Here is a 20943-nt window from a genome sequence, read left to right as displayed (position 1 = left end):
TCCGAGAGAAGCGATCTTGGTGAAATGACAGGGAAGGGAGCAATTTTATACATGGAACGACAGCTACTGGCACCGCATGAGTCACTGGAGCTGCACGAATTGCTTAATTTCAAAACACTATGCTTGGCCAAGTCCAAGCTGATGCAAGGCCTCGTATTTGACCAAGAGCTGAAGGATCTAATGCAGAAGGATGTTGAGCGTACTTCTCAAGCTATCGCAGAGCTCCAAACTGTATATGCCAACGCTCCATTTCAGGCGCCAGTTCCTCACAATCGTCCTACACCGATCTTGAATTAAAGGGGAGATTTCATTTTCATGAATACTGATGATCTGGACCCAATCAATGCACTGAATATGCCAGAGATGGCTGATATGACCTTCGCTATGGATTTTATGATACGGGCTAAGGAAGGGGTAAGGAATACCGCTGTGGCACTCACCGAGACCATATCGCCAGAAGCCCGCATGCTACTCCGTAAACAATTGCATGATAGTATTACCTTACATCAGGAAATTACGGAGCTCATGGTGCGCAAGAAATGGTTCCATCCGTATGAGCTGGAGGAGCAATATAAGCTGGATCAGTTGTCGGCACAGAACACACTTCAGATCGGCCAAATGAATCTATTCCGGGATGATACACGGCGCAAAGGAATGTTCGATCGAACGCCAGATGAGCATTTGGGGGTGGATCAGGCATGAAAGCCGTAACCTATCAAGGGATTAAAAACATCGTTGTGAAGGATGTACCTGATCCGAAAATTGAAAAGCCTGATGACATGATCGTCAAAATGACCAGCACAGCGATTTGTGGCTCTGATCTGCATCTGCTGCACGGCATGATTTCGAATCTGCAGGAGAATTATATTATCGGGCACGAGCCTATGGGAATTGTGGAAGAAGTAGGACCGGGTGTCACCAAGCTCAAGAAGGGCGACAGGGTTGTGATCCCGTTTAATATTGCGTGTGGTGAGTGTATCTACTGCAAGCATGAACTTGAATCTCAATGCGATCATTCAAATCCGAACGGGGACATGGGCGCATATTTCGGTTATTCAGGCAACACGGGTGGTTATCCTGGGGGACAGGCGGAGTATCTGCGAGTACCCTTCGCGAATTTTACTCATTTCAGAATACCAGAGAGCTGTGAGGAGCCAGACGAAAAGCTGTGTCTCATTGCCGACGTGCTACCGACGGCCTACTGGAGCGTGGAGAATGCGGGTGTCAAGAAAGAGGATACCGTTATTGTGCTGGGCTGTGGACCAGTGGGACTTCTCGTGCAGAAGTTCGCATGGTTAAAAGGAGCAAAGCGTGTAATCGCCGTGGATTATATCGATTATCGCTTGCAGCATGCGAAGCGCACCAATCATGTGGAAATTGTTAATTTTGAACAGCACCCAGATACAGGCAACTATCTCAAGGAAATGACCCATGGTGGCGCCGATGTCGTCATAGATGCTGTAGGTATGGATGGGAAGATGAATGATCTGGAATTTCTGGCAAGTGGCTTGAAGCTGCAGGGTGGCACTATGAGTCCGCTGGTTATGGCCGCCCAGGCCGTCCGCAAATGTGGAACGATCCAGATTACGGGTGTCTACGCTGGTCGTTACAATGGATTTCCGCTCGGAGACATCATGCAGCGTAATATTAACATTCGCTCCGGGCAGGCTCCGGTTATTCATTACATGCCGCAGATGTATGATCTAATCACATCCGGGAACGTAGATCCCGGTGATATTATCACTCACCTCATTCCCCTTAAGGATGCGAAGCAGGGGTATGAGGTGTTCGATACCAAGACGGACAATTGCATTAAAGTGATTCTGAAGCCATAGGTAGCATGAGGATGATATTTGTATACTCTGCACCTGAATTTGGGGGAATACCGCGATGGAGATAAACTCGAAATATGCCTTACATGAGACCTTGGAGGTACAGGAGATCGTTGCATTCAAGACTGTATGTATGACGAAGAGCTTGACGATGCAGGCTTTGGTCACAGATCCAGAGCTACTGAGCCTCCTGAGTAACGATGTTAAAGTAACCACACAGCAACTGCAAGAGCTTGGCGGAATTCTGTCCAAATCACAGCAAGGGAGCTGAAGGGATGAATCCGATTCTGGAATATATTACAGGTATGGGGTCCTTAACCGATCAGGTCATTGCCATGGATCTCCTCATGAACGCCAAAAGTGGGGTGCGAAACTACGCCATGGCAGTCACAGAATGTGTCTCACCCGAAATCAGAGCTGTACTTACCAAGCAATTAAATGAAGCGATTGATGCGCATGAAAGGATCGCCACCTACATGATCGAGCGTGGATTATATCAACCCTTCGATGTTCAGGAGCAGCTTCAGTTGAATTTGAAAAACATGCAGACGGCTTTGAATATAACAACTTAATCCTGTTTCCCTTAAGGGACTGGACCAAGAGCACTCTCCAGAGTGTTCTTTTTTGTCTATATTGCTTACACAGCATTTTATTTTATGTCTTTGCAAAGTGCTATAATGCGTCTAATGGGTCTAATAAGATTATGCTGTACTCGTCTTCGAATGTTACAATATATCTGGTCAGCTATCATTAATGTCACGACAGGAGAGAATACGCTATGCACAATCAAACTAAGCGTACACGCGCTGCAATCATAGGCTTGGGGGGAATTGCTCAAAAAGTATATTTGCCGCTATTATCCGCTCATGCCCACGTAGAGATAGCAGGGCTCATGAACCGGTCCGCAGAACCGATCGAACGCATGCAGCAGCTATATCGTATTGAACAGGGTACTACAGATATTAAAGAGCTGCTGTCGTGGGATCTGGATGCAGTCTTTATACATACAGCTACCGAGGCTCATTTCGAGCTAGTTATGCAGTGTCTGGAGCGTGGACTTGCGGTCTATGTAGATAAGCCACTCTCCTATAATATTCGGGAATCTGAAGAGATGACAGCATTTGCAGAGGCGCAGGGATTGCTGTTGGCTGTAGGCTTCAATCGCAGATTCGCTCCGTTGTACAAGAAGGCCAGAGCGTGGATGGAGGAGGGGGCTCGACTGGAGTCCTTATCTGTCATCAAGCATCGCACGGGGGTCCACAACCGTCCGGCCAAAGAGACGATCTATGATGATCTGATTCATATGCTGGACTTACTGGTGTGGATGACCAAGGATGACTATGAGCTGCTGCATCATTATGTTCGTACGGATGACGCAGGAAGACTGCTGCATAGTGCCGGTGCGGTAAAGCTTAGCGATGGTGCGTACAGTACCTTCGATATGGTGCGGCAAGGTGGAACGGACATCGAGAAAATGGAGCTGCATGGCGGCGGGCGATCGGCGATTATCACAAATATGGAGCAAGCGCTATATTACGAGAAAGGCACACTTCCTCAGGAGGAGACGTTCGGAAGCTGGGACGGTATTTTGCATCGACGCGGCTTTGCAGGTGCAGTGGATGAGTTCCTCCAGACCCTGGGACGCCCGGAGGATTGCCTGATCAGTGCAGATCGCGTGATCGAGAGCCATCATTTAGCTGAATTGATTATCAAGTCTTAGCAGGGGTTCTTCTCGTCACGAATTTGTTCGAACGATACAATAAAGCAATTTTGTTGACTACTGGGTCAACAAGCAATAGAATGAATACATGAGCAGACCGAGAGAATTTGATGTTGATGACGTGCTACACCAATGTATGGAAGTATTCTGGGAAAAGGGCTTCAAGTCAACCTCCTATGAGGATTTGACTCGTTCGACAGGAGTTAAGAAGCAAAGTCTGTATTGCGTGTTCAATGATAAGCGCAGTCTATTCTTGAAATCCTTGGCACACTACCGCAGCTATAGTATTGGAGTGCTGAAGGAACTAGATGCCGAGGACAAGTCTCCGTTGAGCAAGCTGGAAGCACTGCTAGACTCGCTACTGAGTGATGAGATGATGAGTCGCGGCTGTATGATGGTCAATACGTCCTTGGAATTCGGAACAGATGATGCCCAGATCTCCCGCGAGGTGGAGCTGTTGTTCGTAGAGTCAGTGCAGATCATCGAGCGGATCATTCGCAATGGTCAGGAACAGCAGTTGATTACAGAGAGGTATACTAGCCAGGAGCTGGCAGCTTATCTGAACAATGCGATACTAGGTGCGAGAACCTTAGGTAGATCCGGTGTAGCTCCAGAGCAGATCAAAGCCGTCTTGCAAACATCGTTTGCAATGATCTTGGCTTGATCTTTTTTTTGAACTTTGTACTGGAAGCAGCGAGATTGGTTCATCCAGCATTGTGCACAATGATTAATTTTCATGAATAAAAAGGGGGAAATAGAGCGTATAGCGAATATTAAGGTCAGACAAGGAGGGTGAGTGCATATGGGGCGAACAACATTAGAGATTGGTGTCTTGCCTGGATACGAGCCTGAGATAGGGCGGTGGCTTTGGTGTCTGGAGGATGTGCGAGGGACGATTGTGAACAAGCTGAAGGGCTTAGATCAAGAGTTGCTGGATGAAAAAGTTGACGGTCGGCACAGCATCGGCTCGCTGCTGTATCATATTGCGCTGATTGAGGCGGATTGGCTATATGTCGAGGTGCTTGAAACCGAATATGAGCCGGAAATTCGTTCTTTGTTCCAGCTAAGTGACCGGTTGGAGAATGGGTCTCTGGTTCATGTGGAAGGAGAAACGCTGGAACGACATCTTGCTCGCTTGCAGACTGTCCGTGGCAGGCTACTGTATCATTTTAGGCAGATTGATCTGACGGACTGGAGAAAGCCAAGGCACCTGGAAGACTATGATGTCACTCCTGAATGGGTTGTTTATCATTTAGTTGAGCATGAGGCTCATCACAGAGGACAAATATTCGAGCTATTAAGAACATTGCAAACAGCGAATTAATAAATTGACTTGCCCGGAAGGCAGCAGAGCCTCAAATCACCAAACGAATGGGGCATAAACAGTTATTTACGAGAAGACGTGCTGGAATGTACAGTCGAACTGTCTGATCATCCACTAACGTAAATAAACAACGAGCAGGTTAAACTTACTACAAATGACCTCAACAGAGCAGCGATTCTCACATTAGTGAAGAATCGCTGCTCTGTTGAGGTTTTAGGCTTTTGAGAGGACAGGGAGCTGTCTCCGCCACTTCAAAATCTCGAAAAGAGACCTTCCTAAAAATCATTTTAGGGGCAGCTCCTCTAGAATAATTTGAGCAGTTCTTTAAAGATTGGAATAGACAGGGTGGACAGGAAATAATCCTAGAAGTGACAGTAATAATCCAATGAATGGAAGTATCCAGTCATATCTGTATTGTATCGAGAAAATACGCAATACTGGAGGGAAATGATGACATGAACAACGCTAGAGATCCCCTGATCGGTACACAATCATTAAAGAGGCCCAGAAGAGATAAATATCATTTATTTCTAATGGCGTTACCCTTTCTAGTGTTGGCCTTTCTCTTTTCTTACTTGCCTCTTTACGGATGGATCTATGCTTTTTATGATTATCGGCCAGGCATCCCGCTCTCTGCTTCGGAATACATGGGTTTTGAATGGTTCGCCTCAATGGTATCGAATGATATACAACGTCAGGAAATTATCAGGGTTCTACGCAACACAGTTGCCATAAGCAGCTTAAATATTGCGACCTCCATATTACCAGTAATCTTTGCCGTATTTCTGATTGAGCTTAGAAGCACGAAGTTCAAAAAAATCGTACAAACGCTTACAACCTTGCCGAACTTCATCAGCTGGGTGCTTGTATACTCGTTCGCGTTCATGTTGTTTTCTGTAGACAATGGCTTCCTCAATAACTTTCTGCTGGAGATGGGCTGGATTTCCCAGCCGCTGAATATTCTGGCCACCGATGATCATACCTGGCTGGCGATGACGTTATGGAGTGTGTGGAAGGGGCTTGGGTGGGGCGCAATTATGTATATCGCGGCCATTACAGGAATCGATCAAGAGATCTATGAAGCAGCGAGGGTTGACGGTGCAGGACGCTTTCGTTTGATGTGGCATGTGACCGTTCCAGGGCTTATGCCAACATTTTTCGTACTATTGTTGCTCTCCATCGGGAACTTCATCAATAACGGTATGGAGCAGTTCTATGTATTCCAAAATGCGATGAACACGAGCCATATTGAAGTGCTGGACCTGTACGTCTACAATATCGGGATGACTAATTCCAACTTTGGGTTTGCCACGGCTGTTAGTTTGCTGAAATCGCTGGTCAGTCTGTTTCTGCTGTTCGTAGCCAACAATCTGTCCAGAGTTATTCGAAAAGAAAGTATCTTCTAAATCCTGAGAACAGCGTAAAGGAGGGGAAATGCAACATGCCGATTAAAGAGAAATTCACATGGTTTCACCTCATCAATTATACGGTATTTACGATCATCACGATCATATGTGTATTTCCATTTTACTATCTGTTTATTAATACGATCAGCAACAATGACCTGAGCAGTAGAGGGCTAGTCATGTTTTACCCGAAAGGCTTGCACTTTACCAACTACACGGATGTCTTCAAAATCCCAGGTCTGGGTCAAGCAGCGCTTGTGTCTGTTGGTCGTACGCTAATTGGAACTACATTAACGGTGCTTGCATCTGCTTTTCTCGGTTATCTCTTCACCACACACATGTGGGGACGAAAATTTTGGTATCGCTTTCTCGTCATTACGATGTACTTTAATGCCGGTCTTATTCCGTGGTATTTAACGATGCTACATCTGGGACTGACCAATAATTTCTTAGCTTATATCTTGCCTGCCATCGTCCAACCATTCTTTATTATCCTTGTCAAAACCTTTGTAGAATCTACCCCTCTAGCTCTGCAGGAATCAGCACAAATAGATGGTGCAGGCTATTTCAAAATCTTTACAACCATCATCTTCCCGCTCATCACACCCATTCTAGCGACCATTGCTATTTTCTCCTCCGTCAGCCAGTGGAACAGCTTTACCGATACCCTGTTCTTGATTACGGACCAGCGTCTGTTCACGCTCCAATTTATATTGTATCGATACATGAATGAAGCCACGTCGATAGCACAGTTAATGAAGCAGTCTACAGGTGGCATGGATCTGGACTTGGCCAACATGGCTACCCCGACCTCCATCCGAACTACGGTCTCCATGGTTGTTGTGCTGCCTATTCTGCTCGTGTATCCGTTTTTCCAGCGCTTTTTTGTTAAAGGAATCATGATTGGTGCCGTTAAGGGTTAAGCTCAGCTACTTCACACTGAAGGAAGGAAGGCTACACGAAATGATGATGACATTTATAATTATTGAAATCTATAGACAGTGATAACTCCGGGCTTGCGTGGCAAAAGAAGGATTACACATAGGGGAGGACGTATGTACATGAAAAAAAGATATCAACCGGTGCTGCTTGTTCTTATGTGCGTCATATTTATATTTACTTCAGCCTGCAGCAGCAAGGATAATGACGGAGCCGAAGCAGGAGACTCCACGAAGCTAACAATCGACGTATTCTCCATGCTTGCTAACTATGCCGGCGAGCAGCCTGGATGGTTCGCCAAGCTTGTCGAGGACAAATTTGATCTTAAGTTAAATATCATCTCTTCCAATCTGGCTGGCGGACAGCAAAAAATCGCAACCATGATGGCCTCTGGCGATCTAGGCGATCTCGTTGTGTTTGGCACGAATGGTAAGGACTATCAGGACGCAATCAAGGCGGGCCTTTTGCTCGATTGGACTCAGGATGGGCTGCTTGACACACATGGTCAAGGCTTATTGAAATATGCTCCTGAAGCAATTGAAGCCAACAAGACGCAATTCGGTGGCGGTACGAGCGTGTACGGAGTGGGCTTTGACGTGGGTACAGGAGAGGGACCCTCAGAAGGTGTAACGATGAGCTATGGGCCGAATCTGCGCTGGGACTTATACCAGAAGCTTGGCAGCCCCAAAATCAAGACATTGAATGATTACTTGCCGGTCTTGAAAAAAATGCAAGAACTGGAGCCTAAAAGTGAATCTGGTCGTCCGACCTATGGAATATCGCTCTGGTCCGATTGGGACAGCAATTATATGACCCTTGCCAAGGTCATTGCCCAGTTCCATGGTTATAATGAAGGCGATGGACTTAACCCGGCAGGTCTGACTTTGACGCATCAGAATAAGAATGAGTGGCAAGGCATCCTCGATGAGGACGGGTATTACCTTCAAGGGCTTAAATTCTATTTTGACGCTAATCAGCTGGGGTTGCTAGATCCCGATTCTTTGACGCAAAAGTTCTCCGATGTCTCCAACAAGGTCAAGGATGGACAAGTGCTCTTCTCCCATTTCCCTTGGGTAGATAACGTGTACAACACTTCGGAACGTACTGTTGAAGGTAAAGGCTTTGCTTTGGTGCCTTTTGAAGAGGAGAAGATCACATCCTACGGGATGAGTCCGTATGGTGGGAACCGAATATGGGCCATCGGGTCAAAAGCGAAGAACCCGGAGCGAATTATGGAATTCCTGAGCTGGCTGTATTCTCCAGAAGGTGTGATGGAATCCAATTACGGCCCTAAAGGGCTCGCTTGGGACATTGACGATCAAGGCAAACCATTCGTCACAGAATATGGATGGAAAGCATTGCCTGCGAGCTCGGAGCCAGTTCCAGCGGAATATGGAGGCGGTACTTTCAAGGATGGCATGAATCAGATCAATAACACGACACTGAAGCTTACCAATATTCACCCAGACACAGGCGAGCCGTATGACTATAACCTCTGGAATTCAACGCTGAATCATGACCCGGACCCCGTAACCCAAAGCTGGCGGGAAGCCATGGGAGCTACCACTGCGAAAGAGTATTTTGTGAATAACGAAATGATCGAGGTGTCAAAACCGTTCTTCACAACGGAGACTCCTGCTACAACACCGGCCCAGCTTCAGCAAAAGCTCGACGGCATCGGTAAGATTATCAAGGAGTATTCCTGGAAAATGATTTTTGCCAAGAATGAAGCAGAATACAATAGCCTCAAAGAAGAGATGATGACTAAATCCAAAGGTCTGGGGTATGACGAGGTTATACAATACGAAGTTGAACTAGCAGAACGGACCGTATTCCCTCACAAAAAATAACTTTGGCATCTTAGGTGTTATTAGGCACTGTAGTCGCTTAAGCAGTTTAAATCGCCAGATATTCACTCTTGCGAACAAGAAGAAGGCCTGACGTAGGCATATAGCACACGTCAAGCCTTCTTATTTTATTCTGCGTATGTGATTGGTTCTTGTTATGCATGCCTCTATGCATTCCTGTTCCATCGGGAAAAGCTACTGCGGCTGGACGAGATGGTCCATATCCGGCTGCAATCTGGTCCGCAGCGCATACATCATGATGGCACCAACGAGGAAAGCAACGACATCTGCAATGACAAGCGACCAGACTACACCGTGCAGGCCGCTCATTTGATTAGCGATGTAGAGCACAGGAATCAGCGTAATTCCTTGAATAACAGACATTACAAACGCGGCGGTTCCTTGCCCTGTTGCTTGGAAGATCCCCGTGAACAAGGTGGTAGCTCCTGAGATGAACAGGGATAAGAACGTCACATGAAGAATGTAGCTACCCATTTCAATGAATAGCGGATCTTTCGTAAATAGACTAATTAAGTGGTCGGAGGTGAGATAGACGATGACGCCGAACACGACGGCTAACGTCCCGATCACTTTGATTGTAAATCCAATGGTATGCTTCATGCGTAATTTGTTCGCTGTAAAAGTGAAGGCAATGAGCGGCACAACTCCCTCGCATAAGCCCATCAGAATGAACTCGGGAAATTGCAATAACCGTGATGAAATACCGTATCCTGCTATGGCTTGTTCTCCATATTCGATCAGAAAATGATTCACGATGAGTGACATGGCACCCAAGAAGATGCTCATAACAAAGACGGGGACGCCGATTTTGAATACATTGCTCAGAATGTCTTTAGTAGCTTTGAACCATTTTAGGGAGATGGTTAAAAAGGGGCTCTTGTTTCCGATATGGAGGGCGTAGAATGTGCTCGCAACGACATTAGAAATGACCGTAGCAGACGCCACCCCGATCACGTCCCAATGGAAGACGAAGATGACTAGTGCATCGAGAAATATATTAACGACCACACTGAGAAGCATACCGATCATTGAAGTGATCGCTGCACCCTCCGCGCGCACGATATTCTCCAGCGTAAAGAATAATACAACGAATGGTGAACCCAACAGCATAACCATGACATAGTCCTTCGTGAATCCGAACGATGCAGGCGTTGCTCCCAGCCCATGAACGACAGGGTCAATCAACGGCAGGCCCAAGGCCATGACGATAAGACCGAGAACCAGACTGCTGTAAAAGGCGAAAGATGACACGTGCTTCACGTCATCGTATCGGTGTTCTCCAAGCAATCGGGATATGAATGTACCGCTCCCCATACCCATCAGATTGCCTAGCGCCATAATGACTGCGAATAGAGGCAAGGTTAGTGTGAGTGCGGTAAGCATCGAAGTATTGCCTAGCGTACCAAGGAAATAGGCATTCAATATCGAGTATATGACACTCATTGACGTACCTAGCATCATCGGTACAGCGAAGTGGGCTACGGCTTTTGCGATTGGTGCCTTTTCAAAATAATAGAGATTTTCTGCATCCATGTGGAGTCACTACCTTCTTCATTTATTTTTGCTTCAGCTGCTCTGGAGTGCTTTTTCAGCAGACTAACAGTGTTAGATTGCGCCTTACAGTGTTAGATGATATCATGAACCTAATCAACCTGTAAAGCATAAACTTACACCGTTAGATAAAAGGATGGATAGCTATGAAAAAACAGCAGCCACAGATTTCGGAGGATAAAATTTTGGAAGCTTCCTGGGAGCTTCTTGGGGAGGATGGCATCGAGAAATTCAGTATGAGACGATTGGCCGACCGTCTGGGAATTCAGGCCCCGTCTTTGTACTGGTACTTCAAAAGTAAGCAGAATCTCTATCAGCGCCTGGCCAATCAAATATCGAAAATAATACTGGAGGAGTTCCACTCCGATGGAGACTGGAAGGAGCAGATGGCGGGGCTGGCTGTAACGGTAAGAAGTGTGCTTGGTCGGTATCCGTGCTCCACGCAGCTGATGATGATGACGCTGCCTCACGAGCCAGATATGATCCGGTTCACCAACCGTATGCTGCTCTGCATGGAAGCGACGCCACTTGAGCAGGAGCAGAAGTTGCAGGCGGTTCTTACGCTCGTGAACTATGTTTTCTATTTTGTTCTGGACAATTATCAGCATGAGCGCAATATAACTGCGATCCTAACGGAGCAGGGTGTGGTTCCGATCGGGGAGATGGACGATATGCTGGATTCGATGAGTGAGTCGGAAGCAGGATTGTTCCGAAACATTTACAGGAGCGGGCTATTCAAGGTGATGGGGAGCGACGGCGCGTTCGAGTTCGGCTTGAAGCTGATTTTGCTTGGAATTGAGCAGGTCATAAAGGAGCAGGAGAAGTAGAATTTACTAGAAGTATTTATGTAAACCCTCATTCATCGCACTATGGTTTCATTAATCGCCTTATAGCTCCGTTCCTTTTGGACTGTTCTTTTTTCTGTTTTTGGATATGTCTCACCCATCCACTTGTTGGTATACTGGCACAGGGATTGACGTATTTAATATTCTGAAAGAGGGTAGAGGAGTATGGACCAACTTGTAGAGGAGAATCTCATAACCGTTAGACAGCAAATGGAGCTGGCTTGTCGCACCTCTGGTCGCCAAATGGAGGATGTGACATTGTTATTGGCCACGAAGACAGTTCCACTAGAAAAGCTGCAACAGGCTATAAGGGCTGGCGAAACTTTATTTGGTGAAAATAAGGTTCAGGAGTTAAGGGACAAGTTCCCACTTATGCAGCAACATGAACAACTAGAATGGCATTTTATTGGTCACCTGCAAACGAACAAAGTGAAGGATGTAGTGAAGTATGTGACGCTCATTCATTCAGTAGATCGTCTGAAGCTGGGCCAGGCTCTGCACCATCAGCTCATGAAGGAAAATAAAAGCATGGATATATTGGTGCAAGTCAACACCTCCTATGAGGAAAGTAAATTCGGAGCTGCTCCTGAGACAGCCGTCGAACTGGTGGAACAATTATCTCAATTCGACACATTAAATATAAAAGGCTTGATGACCATTGGTAAGTTTAATGCAACTGACGAAGAAACCCGGGATTGTTTTCGATTGCTTAAAAATATACAAGCACAAATTATAGAAAAAAATATGCCGAAGGTGAACATGGATATTCTTTCGATGGGGATGTCTGCTGATTTTAAAGTGGCGATTGAAGAAGGAGCCACGATGATCAGAGTAGGGACGAGTGTGTTCGGCCAGCGATATTTACCGGACGGCTACTATTGGAATGAGAACATTCAACAGCTGGATTAGCCAGCCGCCATTCCGGCTGCAATTTGTACGGGGAAAGCTGCGCATAAGAACTCTTCGAAGCGTCATATGGCAGGCATGGCTTGCGTTGTTTTTTACACTTACATGGCAAGGTACTTACGGAATAAGTATCCTTGCCAGACGTTTAATTCCTTCCTCAATGGTAGCCTCATCTACCTTAGCAAATCCGAGGACCCACCCTTTTCGGTCACTTGTATAACAGTATTTGCTGAGCGGATAAATCCGAATACCATCCTCCATAGCTAATTGTGTAACTGCTTTTTCATCAAAAGACGGATCTGCCTCTAGAAGCATGTGCAGTCCAGTTTCTACTCCACTTAGCTTAAAATGTTCGCTTAATCCCGTTGTGGTTATGGCTTTAGACAAGGCTTCGTGCCTACGTCGGTACACATTTCGTACTCGCCTCATATGACGCATAAAGTGGCCTGTCTCGATAAAATGGGCAAGCGTGAGTTGCTCCATAATAGGAAGGTGGCGGTAGGTCAATTCCTGGACCTGAGTCATTCGATGAATAGCTTCATGCGGACCGATGACCGCAGATATTCTAATGCCAGGAGCGATCATCTTGGAAAAGCTCATCATGTACAGCGTGCTCTGGGGCCGCTGACTAAATAAAGTAGGGAGTGGGTCTCCACGGTACCGAAATTCGCTGTCATAATCATCTTCTACGATCCAAAATTGAGATTGTGCGGCCAGATGGATCAATTGCTGACGACGAGGCTCCGACATAATTACTCCTGCAGCGCATTGGTGAGATGGCGTTACGAACACAAGCCTTGATTGGGGATGAATCTGATCGACACAAAGACCGTATTCATCGACTGGGGCTGCTTCAATGATCATTTGTCGATAATTCATGGTCATCCATGCAGCAGGAAATCCCGGATCTTCAACCGTAACCGTATCACCTTTCTGCAAAAGGGCTTGAGAAATTAAATCAATACTATGTTGGGCTCCAGAAGTTAACAAAATTTGATCAACATGTACGTCAATGCCTCTCTCAAGAGACAGGTATCTTTGAATTTGTTTGCGAAGCGGCAAAAAACCTTTTGGATCACCATAAGACCAAATGCTTACATCTGCTTTTGTTGAAGCATGTAAGAAGGATTGCCTCCAATTCTTTTGAAATGGATCATCTACATAAGGCTCGTGGGGATTGAAATCAATATCTATTTCTAGCTTTTCTTTATTACCAAACCAGCTGTGCAGAGGGTCAATCGAAAATGTTAAGGATGGCAATTCAGGTGAAGCAGGTTCGTTCAGCTCTGTTTCTTTTGAGAAAGGGGCGGTATAGATTGATTCATTTACTCTAGTCCCACCTCGACGCGAGGTGACCGTGTATCCACGGCTAAATAATTCCTCATACACAATCTGTATGGTGGAACGCGACACACCAATCAGCTGTGCAAGCTCACGAGAGGGGAGTAGCAATTCACCAGGAGGCCATTTTCCAGTAGTAATATTATGAATAGCCTGATCCAGAAGTTGCTGCCAAATGGGGCGTTTATCATCACGATTTACGTTGAGCATTTTGTCACCACCGGTTGCTTTATGGATTTATGGATTGCTTCAAAAGATAGATTATGGATGTTCATTGCCAATCCATTGATTGATATACTAGCATAGCGATCGTTACATACGCAACGGCATCAAGCTATAGCAACACAACTGAATCTATATTCAGAGGGGTGTCAAGGGCTGAAGTCTTTCAAAAAAGGAACGGAGAGGAATTTACATATGAACCATTTGGAGCAACAGGATGCAATAATAGCGCAAGCGATCCAAAAAGAGCTTGGACGACAACGGAATAAAATTGAACTTATAGCATCTGAGAATTTCGTAAGTCGAGCCGTTATGGAGGCTACAGGCAGTGTGCTGACTAACAAATATGCTGAGGGATATCCTGGTAAAAGATATTATGGCGGATGTGACTATGTTGATCAGGTGGAGCAGCTTGCCATCCAACGTGCGAAATCACTCTTTGGTGCAGAGCATGCTAATGTGCAGCCACATTCAGGTTCTCAGGCGAACATGGCCGTGTATCTCTCTTCAGTTAAGCAAGGCGATACTATTTTAGGTATGAACCTGTCTCATGGCGGTCATCTTACACATGGAAGTCCAGTGAATTTTTCAGGATCATTCTATAACTTTGTGCCTTACGGGGTTGATGAACAAACGGGATATATTGATTATGACCAGGTTCGAAAAAGTGCCTTTCAGCATCGACCACGGATGATCGTCGCAGGTGCAAGTGCCTATCCGCGAATCATCGAATTTGAAAGAATCGCAGAAATCGCGAACGAAGTCGGGGCTCTGTTTTTTGTAGACATGGCTCACATTGCCGGTATTGTGGCAGCCGGACTGCATCCTAATCCAGTACCACACGCGCAATTCGTCACAACAACAACACATAAAACACTGCGTGGCCCTAGAGGAGGAATCATCTTATGTCAGGAACCATGGGCAAAAGCCATTGATAAAGCGATATTCCCCGGGTCACAAGGTGGTCCGCTGCTGCATGTCATCGCTGGAAAAGCAGTGGCGTTAGGTGAAGCCTCGCAGCCGGATTTCAAAACGTATATGGAGCAAGTCCTAGAGAATGCAAAAGTATTGGCTGACACACTAATAGCTGAAGGGCTGACAGTGGTATCAGGTGGAACAGACAACCACATGGTATTGGTTGATTTACGTCCTACTGGATTGACTGGGAAGGAAGCAGAAACTTTACTTGATGAAATAGGGATAACTGCTAATAAGAATGCAATACCGCATGATACAGCAAGCCCATTAGTAACGAGTGGTATTCGTTTCGGTACCCCCGCCATGACATCAAGGGGATTTGGAATCCAGGAGATGAAGGAGGTTGCACAATTAATCAGTCTTGTTTTTAAAAATCCAAAAAGCTTAAAGAATAAAGAGGATGTAGGGGAGCGTGTGCAGGAAATGACGTCAAAGTTCCCTTTATATGAAGGCCTCTAGAAGTCTTTAGAACCCTTTAGAAGCCTAGTCTCGTATCCGACAACACCTGTAAATCAAGCACTAAACATGCAGGGATAGAACATTGACCTCCCTCCTTTGGAAACGTTTTAATTAAGGTAGCTAAGCAAGTGAACTATGGGGAGGTCGTTACCATGCTAAACGTGAAAACGCTTCGATGCGAACATTTCAACAATCCAATTGGACTAGGCTGCTTGCAGCCACGATTAAGCTGGCACATCGAATCGGATAAGATGTATGTCACCCAGAAACGGGTTCAGCTACAGGTGTCTTTAGATAGTGAATTCGATTCGCTGCTCTGGAACCATTTCACTTATTCGGAGCAATCCGTTCTTGTTCCATATGAAGGCCCCCCGTTGGAATCTGGGCAACGATATTATTATCGGGTCAAAGTATGGGCCCAAGGGGCGGGGGACACAGAGCCGGAAGAGTCGGCGTGGAGTGATACAGCATTTTGGGAAATGGGCTTATTGCATGAGCGGGATTGGAAAGCACAATGGATCACTGTCCAGGAGCGAAGCATACATGAGGGCTTTCAGGCGCGGGCACCATTTGCAACAACGAAAGGTTTCTCGGTAGATGGCAGGGTTAGTAAAGCCGTCATTTATGCGACTAGCCTCGGTTTGTATGAATTGCAGCTGAATGGGCAAAGAGTGGGCGATGTGTACTTCACCCCGGGATGGACGGACTATAATAATCGTGTCCAGGTGCAGACGTACGACGTTACGGATCTCATGGGTCAGCAGCATAACCGAATTACGGCGATGGTGGGTGAGGGGTGGTACAGTGGTTATCTGGGATGGCAAAAACGTAAAGACACTTACGGGGATACGAATGCCTTGCTGCTGCAAATGAAAATTAGCTATGAAGATGGCCGTAATGAATGGATCTGCTCAGATGCCACATGGGAGGAAACGGGCTCCGCTATACTCATGTCGGATATCTATAACGGCGAAATCTATGATGCAAGGCTAGAACTATTGGAAGACGGAGATTATCCCACCAACGAACGGAGAATGGAACGGAAAAAGATGAAAGTCTTATCGTTTCCTTTGAGTCATCTCGTCGCTCAGGAGAACGAGCCGGTGCGGATTATGAATCGTCTCAAGCCGGTTGAGCTTATTCGAACTCCTAAAGGTGAACTGGTCCTTGATGTGGGGCAAAATATGGTGGGATGGCTGGAATTCAAAGTAAAGGCACCAGCCGGTACGGTGTTGAATCTGGTTCATGGCGAGGTCCTGGATCAGGACGGTAACTTCTATCGGGATAACATTCGGGATGCAGCACAGCAGATTACCTACATTTGCAGTGGAAAAGGCACGGAGACGTATCGACCGCATTTTACGTTCCAAGGCTTTCAATACGTGAAGCTTGAGGGGTTCCCGGACGGGATCAGCATCGAAGATTTCACCGGTGTTGTCCTGCATTCTGGCATGGAGGCAATTGGCATGTTCGAGACATCCAGCCCGAAGCTCAATCAGCTGCAGCATAACATCGTGTGGGGACAAAAGGGTAACTTCCTGGATGTACCAACGGATTGTCCGCAGCGCGACGAAAGGCTGGGCTGGACGGGTGATGCGCAAATTTTTGCGAGAACGGCCAGCTTCAACATGAATACAGCGTCCTTTTTTCGTAAATGGCTAAGGGATTTGGCTTACAATCAGATGGAAGACGGGGCAGTTCCTTTTGTTGTTCCAGACGTTCTCAAAGGAACCTTTGCGGATAGCATAAGTAGAACAACAGCAGCTTGGGGCGATGCGGCCGTCATTTGTCCTTGGACGATCTATCAGTGTTATGGGGATAAACAGATTTTGGCACAGCAATACGATAGTATGAGAGCTTGGGTTGATTATATTCGTACACAAGGAAGCGAAGAGTATCTGTGGGACACCGGATTGCAGCTTGGGGACTGGCTGGCATTGGACAGTGAGGAAGGAAGCTATTTCGGAGCAACGGACGGAACATTGATTGCGACGGCGTACTTTGCGTATTCAACACAGATCGTAGCTCAAACGGCGAAGCTGCTCAATCGTTATAGCGACTACAAAATCTATCAATCTTTACATGCAGACATTAAAGCTGCTTTTACCGCCCGATATTTTAATGATGCAGGCCAGCTCACTTCGAATACACAGACTGCGCAGGTTATCGCCTTGTATTTCGATCTGGTGCCTGAACCGTATAAAAAGCAGGTCATTCAAGAGCTTGTCAGTCTTATTGAAAAGAAAAACATGCATTTGGATACCGGTTTTGTCGGTACCCCATATCTTTGCTTAGTTTTATCCGATCATGGCTATGCAGATGTAGCCTATACACTATTGTTCCAAAATGATTACCCTTCATGGCTCTATCAAGTTGAACGGGGAGCAACGACGATGTGGGAGCACTGGGACAGCATTAAGGAGGACGGATCGTTTTGGAGCACAGCGATGAACTCTTTCAACCACTATTCATATGGTTCCGTCGGCGATTTCATGTACCGGAACATTACGGGAATTGACCTGATTGAACCAGGCTACAAAAAATCACGTATCGCACCCAAACCACCTATGAACTTAACGTCAGCTAGTGGTGAATTGGAAACACCGTATGGAGCCCTTAAGGTTCATTGGCAAATTGAGAATGAAGAAATGCGGTGCAAGGTTCATATTCCGCACAATACAACAGCTCATATCACGCTACCAGGTGTAGTGGATACAGACGAATTGAAGCGGACCATTGCTAAGCAATATCCTTCGATTGCGAATCCGCCAGTAAGCATTCCGCTGGAGTTGGCGAGTACAATGGGGACTGATGGGAACGATAAGATTTTCCAAGAAAGTGGAGAGCACGCGTTGTCATTTACAGTGGGTTCCGGCCAGTACGAATTCAATTATAAGTACCAACAGCAGGTTCAGCATCCTACACGTGCATCCTTAAGCTAAATCACGTACACTAGAGGAAAGACTAGGCATCATTTAACAATTCCATTCATCAACGGGCGGACCGGTGCTGCCCGTTTTTTCATTATCGTCGTAGGAGGGACATTAGTGGAGCTTCAAGAGCTGGATCAGTTGCTGCGAACCAAAACAGAAATTGAACTGCTGCAACAGCAGAACAATGAGGTCTTCAATGACCTTTCTGCAAAATCGGAGGATGAACGATATTTCGACTTGCAGCGAAACATTTATCGTATGCCAGCATCGTTTTTCTTTGATAAACATGATATTTTCATCAACAAGCACAACCGCTTCGCTCCGATGTTGGAGCACATGCACGAATTCATCGAGTTGAACTATGTATATTCCGGGACATGCAGCCAGATCATAGCAGGGAGGGAAGTTCGGCTTGAGGAAGGCCAGATGTGCGTTCTGGATCGGGATGTACCTCATAGCATCGCTCCTCTAGGAGAGAACGATATCCTGATCAATATTTTATTGCAAAGGGAAACGATTTCCTCGTTGTTCCTGCAGCGGTTGTCGAAGAAAAAAAGCGTAATCGGTGAGTTTCTAGCCAACTCAGTGCTGCAGCATCAACACCATGATCATTTCATTATTTTCAATTCACAGGGTCACGAGAACCTGCAATACATTTTGCGAAGGATTTTGATAGAATACTTTTCAGAGCATGATGATTCGATGGAATTAGTGAAGTCATACTTACAGATTGTGTTTGGAGAATTGGTCCGCGTATTGAAGAGCGAGCACAACATGCGGCTGAATGAACAGGAAAGTAACATAACGGCCATTCTGAATTACATAGAAGAGCACTACAGGGACCTGAGCTTGCAGCAATTATCGGATCATTTTAACTATAACAGTACGTACTTGAGTAATAAGTTGAAAAAAGTAACCGGTCTAACGTACACGCAAATGATCGCGAACATCAGACTGAACGCAGCTTATTCATTAGTCGTAAATACCCAGTTGTCGTTTGAAGCTATCTTTAAACAAGTTGGATATGACAGCATGAGCTTTTTTTATAAAAAGTTCAAACAGGCTTACGGAGCCACTCCGCAGACTATTCGGAACAAAGCGGTGAAAGAAAATAGAAATGAATGATTCACACATGTTCCCATTGAAGTCGCTATTATAGCGGCTTTTGTATTTTATCGGTACAAGTTCTTGTTCCAAGCCAAGGACATGAACTTGTACCGATTTGCTTGTCATTACTTTAGCCCTATTGATAGTATCCATGTCAAGCATAAAGCAAGGGGGATACCTTTACTAATCCTAACTGTTAATTATGCTCTTGATATTCTTAATAGTCGCAAAGTGCATTGCTTCATGGTAAATTAGAAAACCCAGTAACTGTTCTACCGTTGTAAAGGTAAGTCCTGTAGACGACTTGTAATGAGGTTCGATTTCTTCTTTCAATTTGCTTGAAAGTACCGAGTCAACCCTTTCTATTTGTTCAGTTAACAAGTCAATTATTTGAGACATCGTTGGAGACTCTGTATCCCAGTCAGAAGGTTTAGTTCCTGAATCAAACAACTTGCTAAAATTAGTAGGATATTTAGTTTCTTCCCCAGTAAGCTGGAAAGCGAATTTCTCATGTACAACATACATGTGGCCTAGATTCCATTTTATATTGTTTTTCAATCCTGCTGGGATAGTTTCCGCGGCAGATTCACTTATGCTCCTCACATAATCCACTGCCTGACGGCGAACAAATCCCAATTGATCTACGACAAAATTACTCAAGATTTTGAACCTCCCATAAAGTCACTTTACTCAAGGATGTAACCTCATAACCTTAACTCACCAAATACCTCAGTAACGAGAGGAGTTACGTCAGATTTTCAAAACAGTGCAAGTTACAGGTTTAACTCGCTTAGGCTTGGATGTTCAGCGGGACGCGAGCCGAGAGGCCAATGAAATTTGCGTTCCTCTTCCTTGATCGGCATGTCATTAATCGAAGCAAATCTACGCTTCATCAAACCGTCATCAGCGAATTCCCAATTCTCGTTTCCATACGATCTAAACCAATTGCCACTATCATCATGCCATTCATATGCGAATCTTACAGCAATACGGTTATCCGTAAACGACCAAAGCTCCTTGATAAGTCGGTAGTCCAGCTCTTTGGCCCATTTTCTAGTTAGTAAAGAGACAATTTCTTGGCGGCCTGTGATAAATTCACTCCGATTTCTCCAATAACAATCCTCAGTATATACAAGTGAGACGCGCTGGGGATCTCGGCTATTCCAGCTGTCTTCTGCCATCCGGGTTTTTTGGATTGCCGTTTCAAGAGTGAATGGGGGATTTAAATTGTTCATTAAATTTCCTCGCTTTCTGTACCGTTTGTATTAGTATAAACCGATCGGTTTATATATGCAAGTTAATATTACAAGTCCAGTACAAAAGGTTATTCCTTCAGAACTTTAAACTATTTCTTTTAAGGATGCACGATCTCTCAAATGTCGAATCGGTTCATATTCATAATGTACCAAGTAGCTACTATCTTATGCATAGTGGCTCTTTTTGTATATCAACGATTGTAATAATCAAAAAAAGCAGAACACCCATACGAAGAGAGGTGTTCTGCTTTTTTCA

Annotated in this window: 20 protein-coding genes; 16 read left to right on the top strand and 4 right to left on the bottom strand. The window is 45.5% G+C overall.

Features of this window, described 5'->3' with window-relative positions; genetic code table 11:
- Positions 1-51 precede the first annotated feature (51 nt).
- The 11 genes from MKX74_RS13790 to MKX74_RS13740 all read left to right on the top strand — a co-directional run bounded on the left by MKX74_RS13790 (position 52) and on the right by MKX74_RS13740 (position 9071).
- Positions 52-297: a spore gernimation protein GerQ gene (locus MKX74_RS13790; RefSeq protein WP_341178794.1), complete on the top strand. Its 246-nt coding sequence runs from the start codon at positions 52-54 to the stop codon at positions 295-297.
- A gap of 18 nt (positions 298-315) precedes the next feature.
- The gene (locus MKX74_RS13785) at positions 316-702 is read left to right on the top strand and encodes a spore coat protein (RefSeq protein ID WP_341178793.1); all 387 of its coding nucleotides are present in this window, start codon (positions 316-318) and stop codon (positions 700-702) included.
- The gene (locus tag MKX74_RS13780) at positions 699-1835 is read left to right on the top strand and encodes a zinc-dependent alcohol dehydrogenase (protein ID WP_341178792.1); all 1137 of its coding nucleotides are present in this window, start codon (positions 699-701) and stop codon (positions 1833-1835) included. The genes MKX74_RS13785 and MKX74_RS13780 overlap by 4 nt, the downstream gene beginning before the upstream one ends.
- A 55-nt stretch (positions 1836-1890) precedes the next feature.
- Positions 1891-2103, top strand: coding sequence for a hypothetical protein (locus MKX74_RS13775; protein WP_036635254.1), 213 nt, complete (start codon positions 1891-1893; stop codon positions 2101-2103).
- Positions 2104-2107: 4 nt separating this feature from the next.
- Positions 2108-2404 (top strand): spore coat protein, encoded by a 297-nt coding sequence (locus tag MKX74_RS13770; RefSeq protein ID WP_341178791.1) that lies wholly within the window; start codon positions 2108-2110, stop codon positions 2402-2404.
- A gap of 206 nt (positions 2405-2610) precedes the next feature.
- Positions 2611-3552 carry a Gfo/Idh/MocA family protein gene (locus MKX74_RS13765; RefSeq protein WP_341178790.1) on the top strand — a complete coding sequence of 314 codons (942 nt, stop codon included), beginning with the start codon at positions 2611-2613 and terminating at the stop codon, positions 3550-3552.
- An 88-nt stretch (positions 3553-3640) separates the two neighbouring features.
- The gene (locus MKX74_RS13760; RefSeq protein WP_341178789.1) at positions 3641-4216 is read left to right on the top strand and encodes a TetR/AcrR family transcriptional regulator; all 576 of its coding nucleotides are present in this window, start codon (positions 3641-3643) and stop codon (positions 4214-4216) included.
- Positions 4217-4354: 138 nt separating this feature from the next.
- Complete coding sequence (locus MKX74_RS13755; protein ID WP_341178788.1) at positions 4355-4876, top strand: DinB family protein; 522 nt, start codon at positions 4355-4357, stop codon at positions 4874-4876.
- A 455-nt stretch (positions 4877-5331) separates the two neighbouring features.
- Positions 5332-6282, top strand: a complete 951-nt coding sequence (locus MKX74_RS13750; protein WP_341178787.1) for an ABC transporter permease — start codon at positions 5332-5334, stop codon at positions 6280-6282.
- Between the two features lie 35 nt (positions 6283-6317).
- The gene (locus MKX74_RS13745) at positions 6318-7205 is read left to right on the top strand and encodes a carbohydrate ABC transporter permease (RefSeq protein WP_341178786.1); all 888 of its coding nucleotides are present in this window, start codon (positions 6318-6320) and stop codon (positions 7203-7205) included.
- 138 nt (positions 7206-7343) lie between these two features.
- Positions 7344-9071: an extracellular solute-binding protein gene (locus MKX74_RS13740; RefSeq protein WP_341178785.1), complete on the top strand. Its 1728-nt coding sequence runs from the start codon at positions 7344-7346 to the stop codon at positions 9069-9071.
- A gap of 192 nt (positions 9072-9263) precedes the next feature.
- On the opposite strand, the gene MKX74_RS13735 is transcribed toward MKX74_RS13740, so the two are convergent.
- Positions 9264-10622, bottom strand: coding sequence for an MATE family efflux transporter (locus tag MKX74_RS13735; protein WP_341178784.1), 1359 nt, complete (start codon positions 10620-10622; stop codon positions 9264-9266).
- 164 nt (positions 10623-10786) lie between these two features.
- On the opposite strand from MKX74_RS13735, the gene MKX74_RS13730 reads away from it, so the two are divergent.
- Positions 10787-11467, top strand: a complete 681-nt coding sequence (locus MKX74_RS13730) for a TetR/AcrR family transcriptional regulator (RefSeq protein WP_341178783.1) — start codon at positions 10787-10789, stop codon at positions 11465-11467.
- Between the two features lie 183 nt (positions 11468-11650).
- Positions 11651-12394 carry a YggS family pyridoxal phosphate-dependent enzyme gene (locus tag MKX74_RS13725; RefSeq protein ID WP_341178782.1) on the top strand — a complete coding sequence of 248 codons (744 nt, stop codon included), beginning with the start codon at positions 11651-11653 and terminating at the stop codon, positions 12392-12394.
- A gap of 114 nt (positions 12395-12508) precedes the next feature.
- Here MKX74_RS13725 and pdxR read toward each other — a convergent pair whose 3' ends face one another.
- Positions 12509-13942 carry a MocR-like pyridoxine biosynthesis transcription factor PdxR gene (gene pdxR, locus MKX74_RS13720; protein ID WP_341178781.1) on the bottom strand — a complete coding sequence of 478 codons (1434 nt, stop codon included), beginning with the start codon at positions 13940-13942 and terminating at the stop codon, positions 12509-12511.
- A 207-nt stretch (positions 13943-14149) separates the two neighbouring features.
- Here pdxR and glyA point away from each other — a divergent pair, with 207 nt between their 5' ends.
- The 3 genes from glyA (at position 14150) to MKX74_RS13705 (ending at position 19449) form a co-directional block, all read left to right on the top strand.
- On the top strand, positions 14150-15391 hold the full coding sequence (gene glyA / locus MKX74_RS13715) for a serine hydroxymethyltransferase (RefSeq protein WP_341178780.1): 1242 nt from the start codon (positions 14150-14152) through the stop codon (positions 15389-15391).
- Between the two features lie 152 nt (positions 15392-15543).
- Positions 15544-18333 (top strand): family 78 glycoside hydrolase catalytic domain, encoded by a 2790-nt coding sequence (locus MKX74_RS13710; protein ID WP_341178779.1) that lies wholly within the window; start codon positions 15544-15546, stop codon positions 18331-18333.
- A gap of 105 nt (positions 18334-18438) precedes the next feature.
- Positions 18439-19449, top strand: coding sequence for an AraC family transcriptional regulator (locus MKX74_RS13705; RefSeq protein WP_341178778.1), 1011 nt, complete (start codon positions 18439-18441; stop codon positions 19447-19449).
- A 171-nt stretch (positions 19450-19620) separates the two neighbouring features.
- Here the strand turns inward: MKX74_RS13705 and MKX74_RS13700 are convergent, their stop codons facing one another.
- Positions 19621-20091, bottom strand: a complete 471-nt coding sequence (locus MKX74_RS13700; RefSeq protein ID WP_341178777.1) for a DinB family protein — start codon at positions 20089-20091, stop codon at positions 19621-19623.
- Between the two features lie 113 nt (positions 20092-20204).
- Positions 20205-20666 carry a nuclear transport factor 2 family protein gene (locus MKX74_RS13695; RefSeq protein WP_341178776.1) on the bottom strand — a complete coding sequence of 154 codons (462 nt, stop codon included), beginning with the start codon at positions 20664-20666 and terminating at the stop codon, positions 20205-20207.
- Positions 20667-20943 lie beyond the last annotated feature (277 nt).

Origin of the sequence: Paenibacillus sp. FSL K6-1230, from assembly GCF_038002385.1 — a bacterium.
Taxonomy (GTDB): Bacteria; Bacillota; Bacilli; order Paenibacillales; family Paenibacillaceae; genus Paenibacillus; species Paenibacillus massiliensis.
Note: the sequence above shows the minus strand (reverse complement) of the source record. Positions and strands in the feature narration are given on the sequence as shown.

Bases quoted from the DNA above. Each gene is read 5' to 3' on its own strand.
- MKX74_RS13790 (WP_341178794.1), top strand. From the start codon at position 52: ATGGAACGACAGCTACTGGCACCGCATGAGTCACTGGAGCTGCACGAA.
- MKX74_RS13785 (WP_341178793.1), top strand. From the start codon at position 316: ATGAATACTGATGATCTGGACCCAATCAATGCACTGAATATGCCAGAG.
- MKX74_RS13780 (WP_341178792.1), top strand. From the start codon at position 699: ATGAAAGCCGTAACCTATCAAGGGATTAAAAACATCGTTGTGAAGGAT.
- MKX74_RS13775 (WP_036635254.1), top strand. From the start codon at position 1,891: ATGGAGATAAACTCGAAATATGCCTTACATGAGACCTTGGAGGTACAG.
- MKX74_RS13770 (WP_341178791.1), top strand. From the start codon at position 2,108: ATGAATCCGATTCTGGAATATATTACAGGTATGGGGTCCTTAACCGAT.
- MKX74_RS13765 (WP_341178790.1), top strand. From the start codon at position 2,611: ATGCACAATCAAACTAAGCGTACACGCGCTGCAATCATAGGCTTGGGG.
- MKX74_RS13760 (WP_341178789.1), top strand. From the start codon at position 3,641: ATGAGCAGACCGAGAGAATTTGATGTTGATGACGTGCTACACCAATGT.
- MKX74_RS13755 (WP_341178788.1), top strand. From the start codon at position 4,355: ATGGGGCGAACAACATTAGAGATTGGTGTCTTGCCTGGATACGAGCCT.
- MKX74_RS13750 (WP_341178787.1), top strand. From the start codon at position 5,332: ATGAACAACGCTAGAGATCCCCTGATCGGTACACAATCATTAAAGAGG.
- MKX74_RS13745 (WP_341178786.1), top strand. From the start codon at position 6,318: ATGCCGATTAAAGAGAAATTCACATGGTTTCACCTCATCAATTATACG.
- MKX74_RS13740 (WP_341178785.1), top strand. From the start codon at position 7,344: ATGAAAAAAAGATATCAACCGGTGCTGCTTGTTCTTATGTGCGTCATA.
- MKX74_RS13735 (WP_341178784.1), bottom strand. From the start codon at position 10,622: ATGGATGCAGAAAATCTCTATTATTTTGAAAAGGCACCAATCGCAAAA.
- MKX74_RS13730 (WP_341178783.1), top strand. From the start codon at position 10,787: ATGAAAAAACAGCAGCCACAGATTTCGGAGGATAAAATTTTGGAAGCT.
- MKX74_RS13725 (WP_341178782.1), top strand. From the start codon at position 11,651: ATGGACCAACTTGTAGAGGAGAATCTCATAACCGTTAGACAGCAAATG.
- pdxR (WP_341178781.1), bottom strand. From the start codon at position 13,942: ATGCTCAACGTAAATCGTGATGATAAACGCCCCATTTGGCAGCAACTT.
- glyA (WP_341178780.1), top strand. From the start codon at position 14,150: ATGAACCATTTGGAGCAACAGGATGCAATAATAGCGCAAGCGATCCAA.
- MKX74_RS13710 (WP_341178779.1), top strand. From the start codon at position 15,544: ATGCTAAACGTGAAAACGCTTCGATGCGAACATTTCAACAATCCAATT.
- MKX74_RS13695 (WP_341178776.1), bottom strand. From the start codon at position 20,666: ATGAACAATTTAAATCCCCCATTCACTCTTGAAACGGCAATCCAAAAA.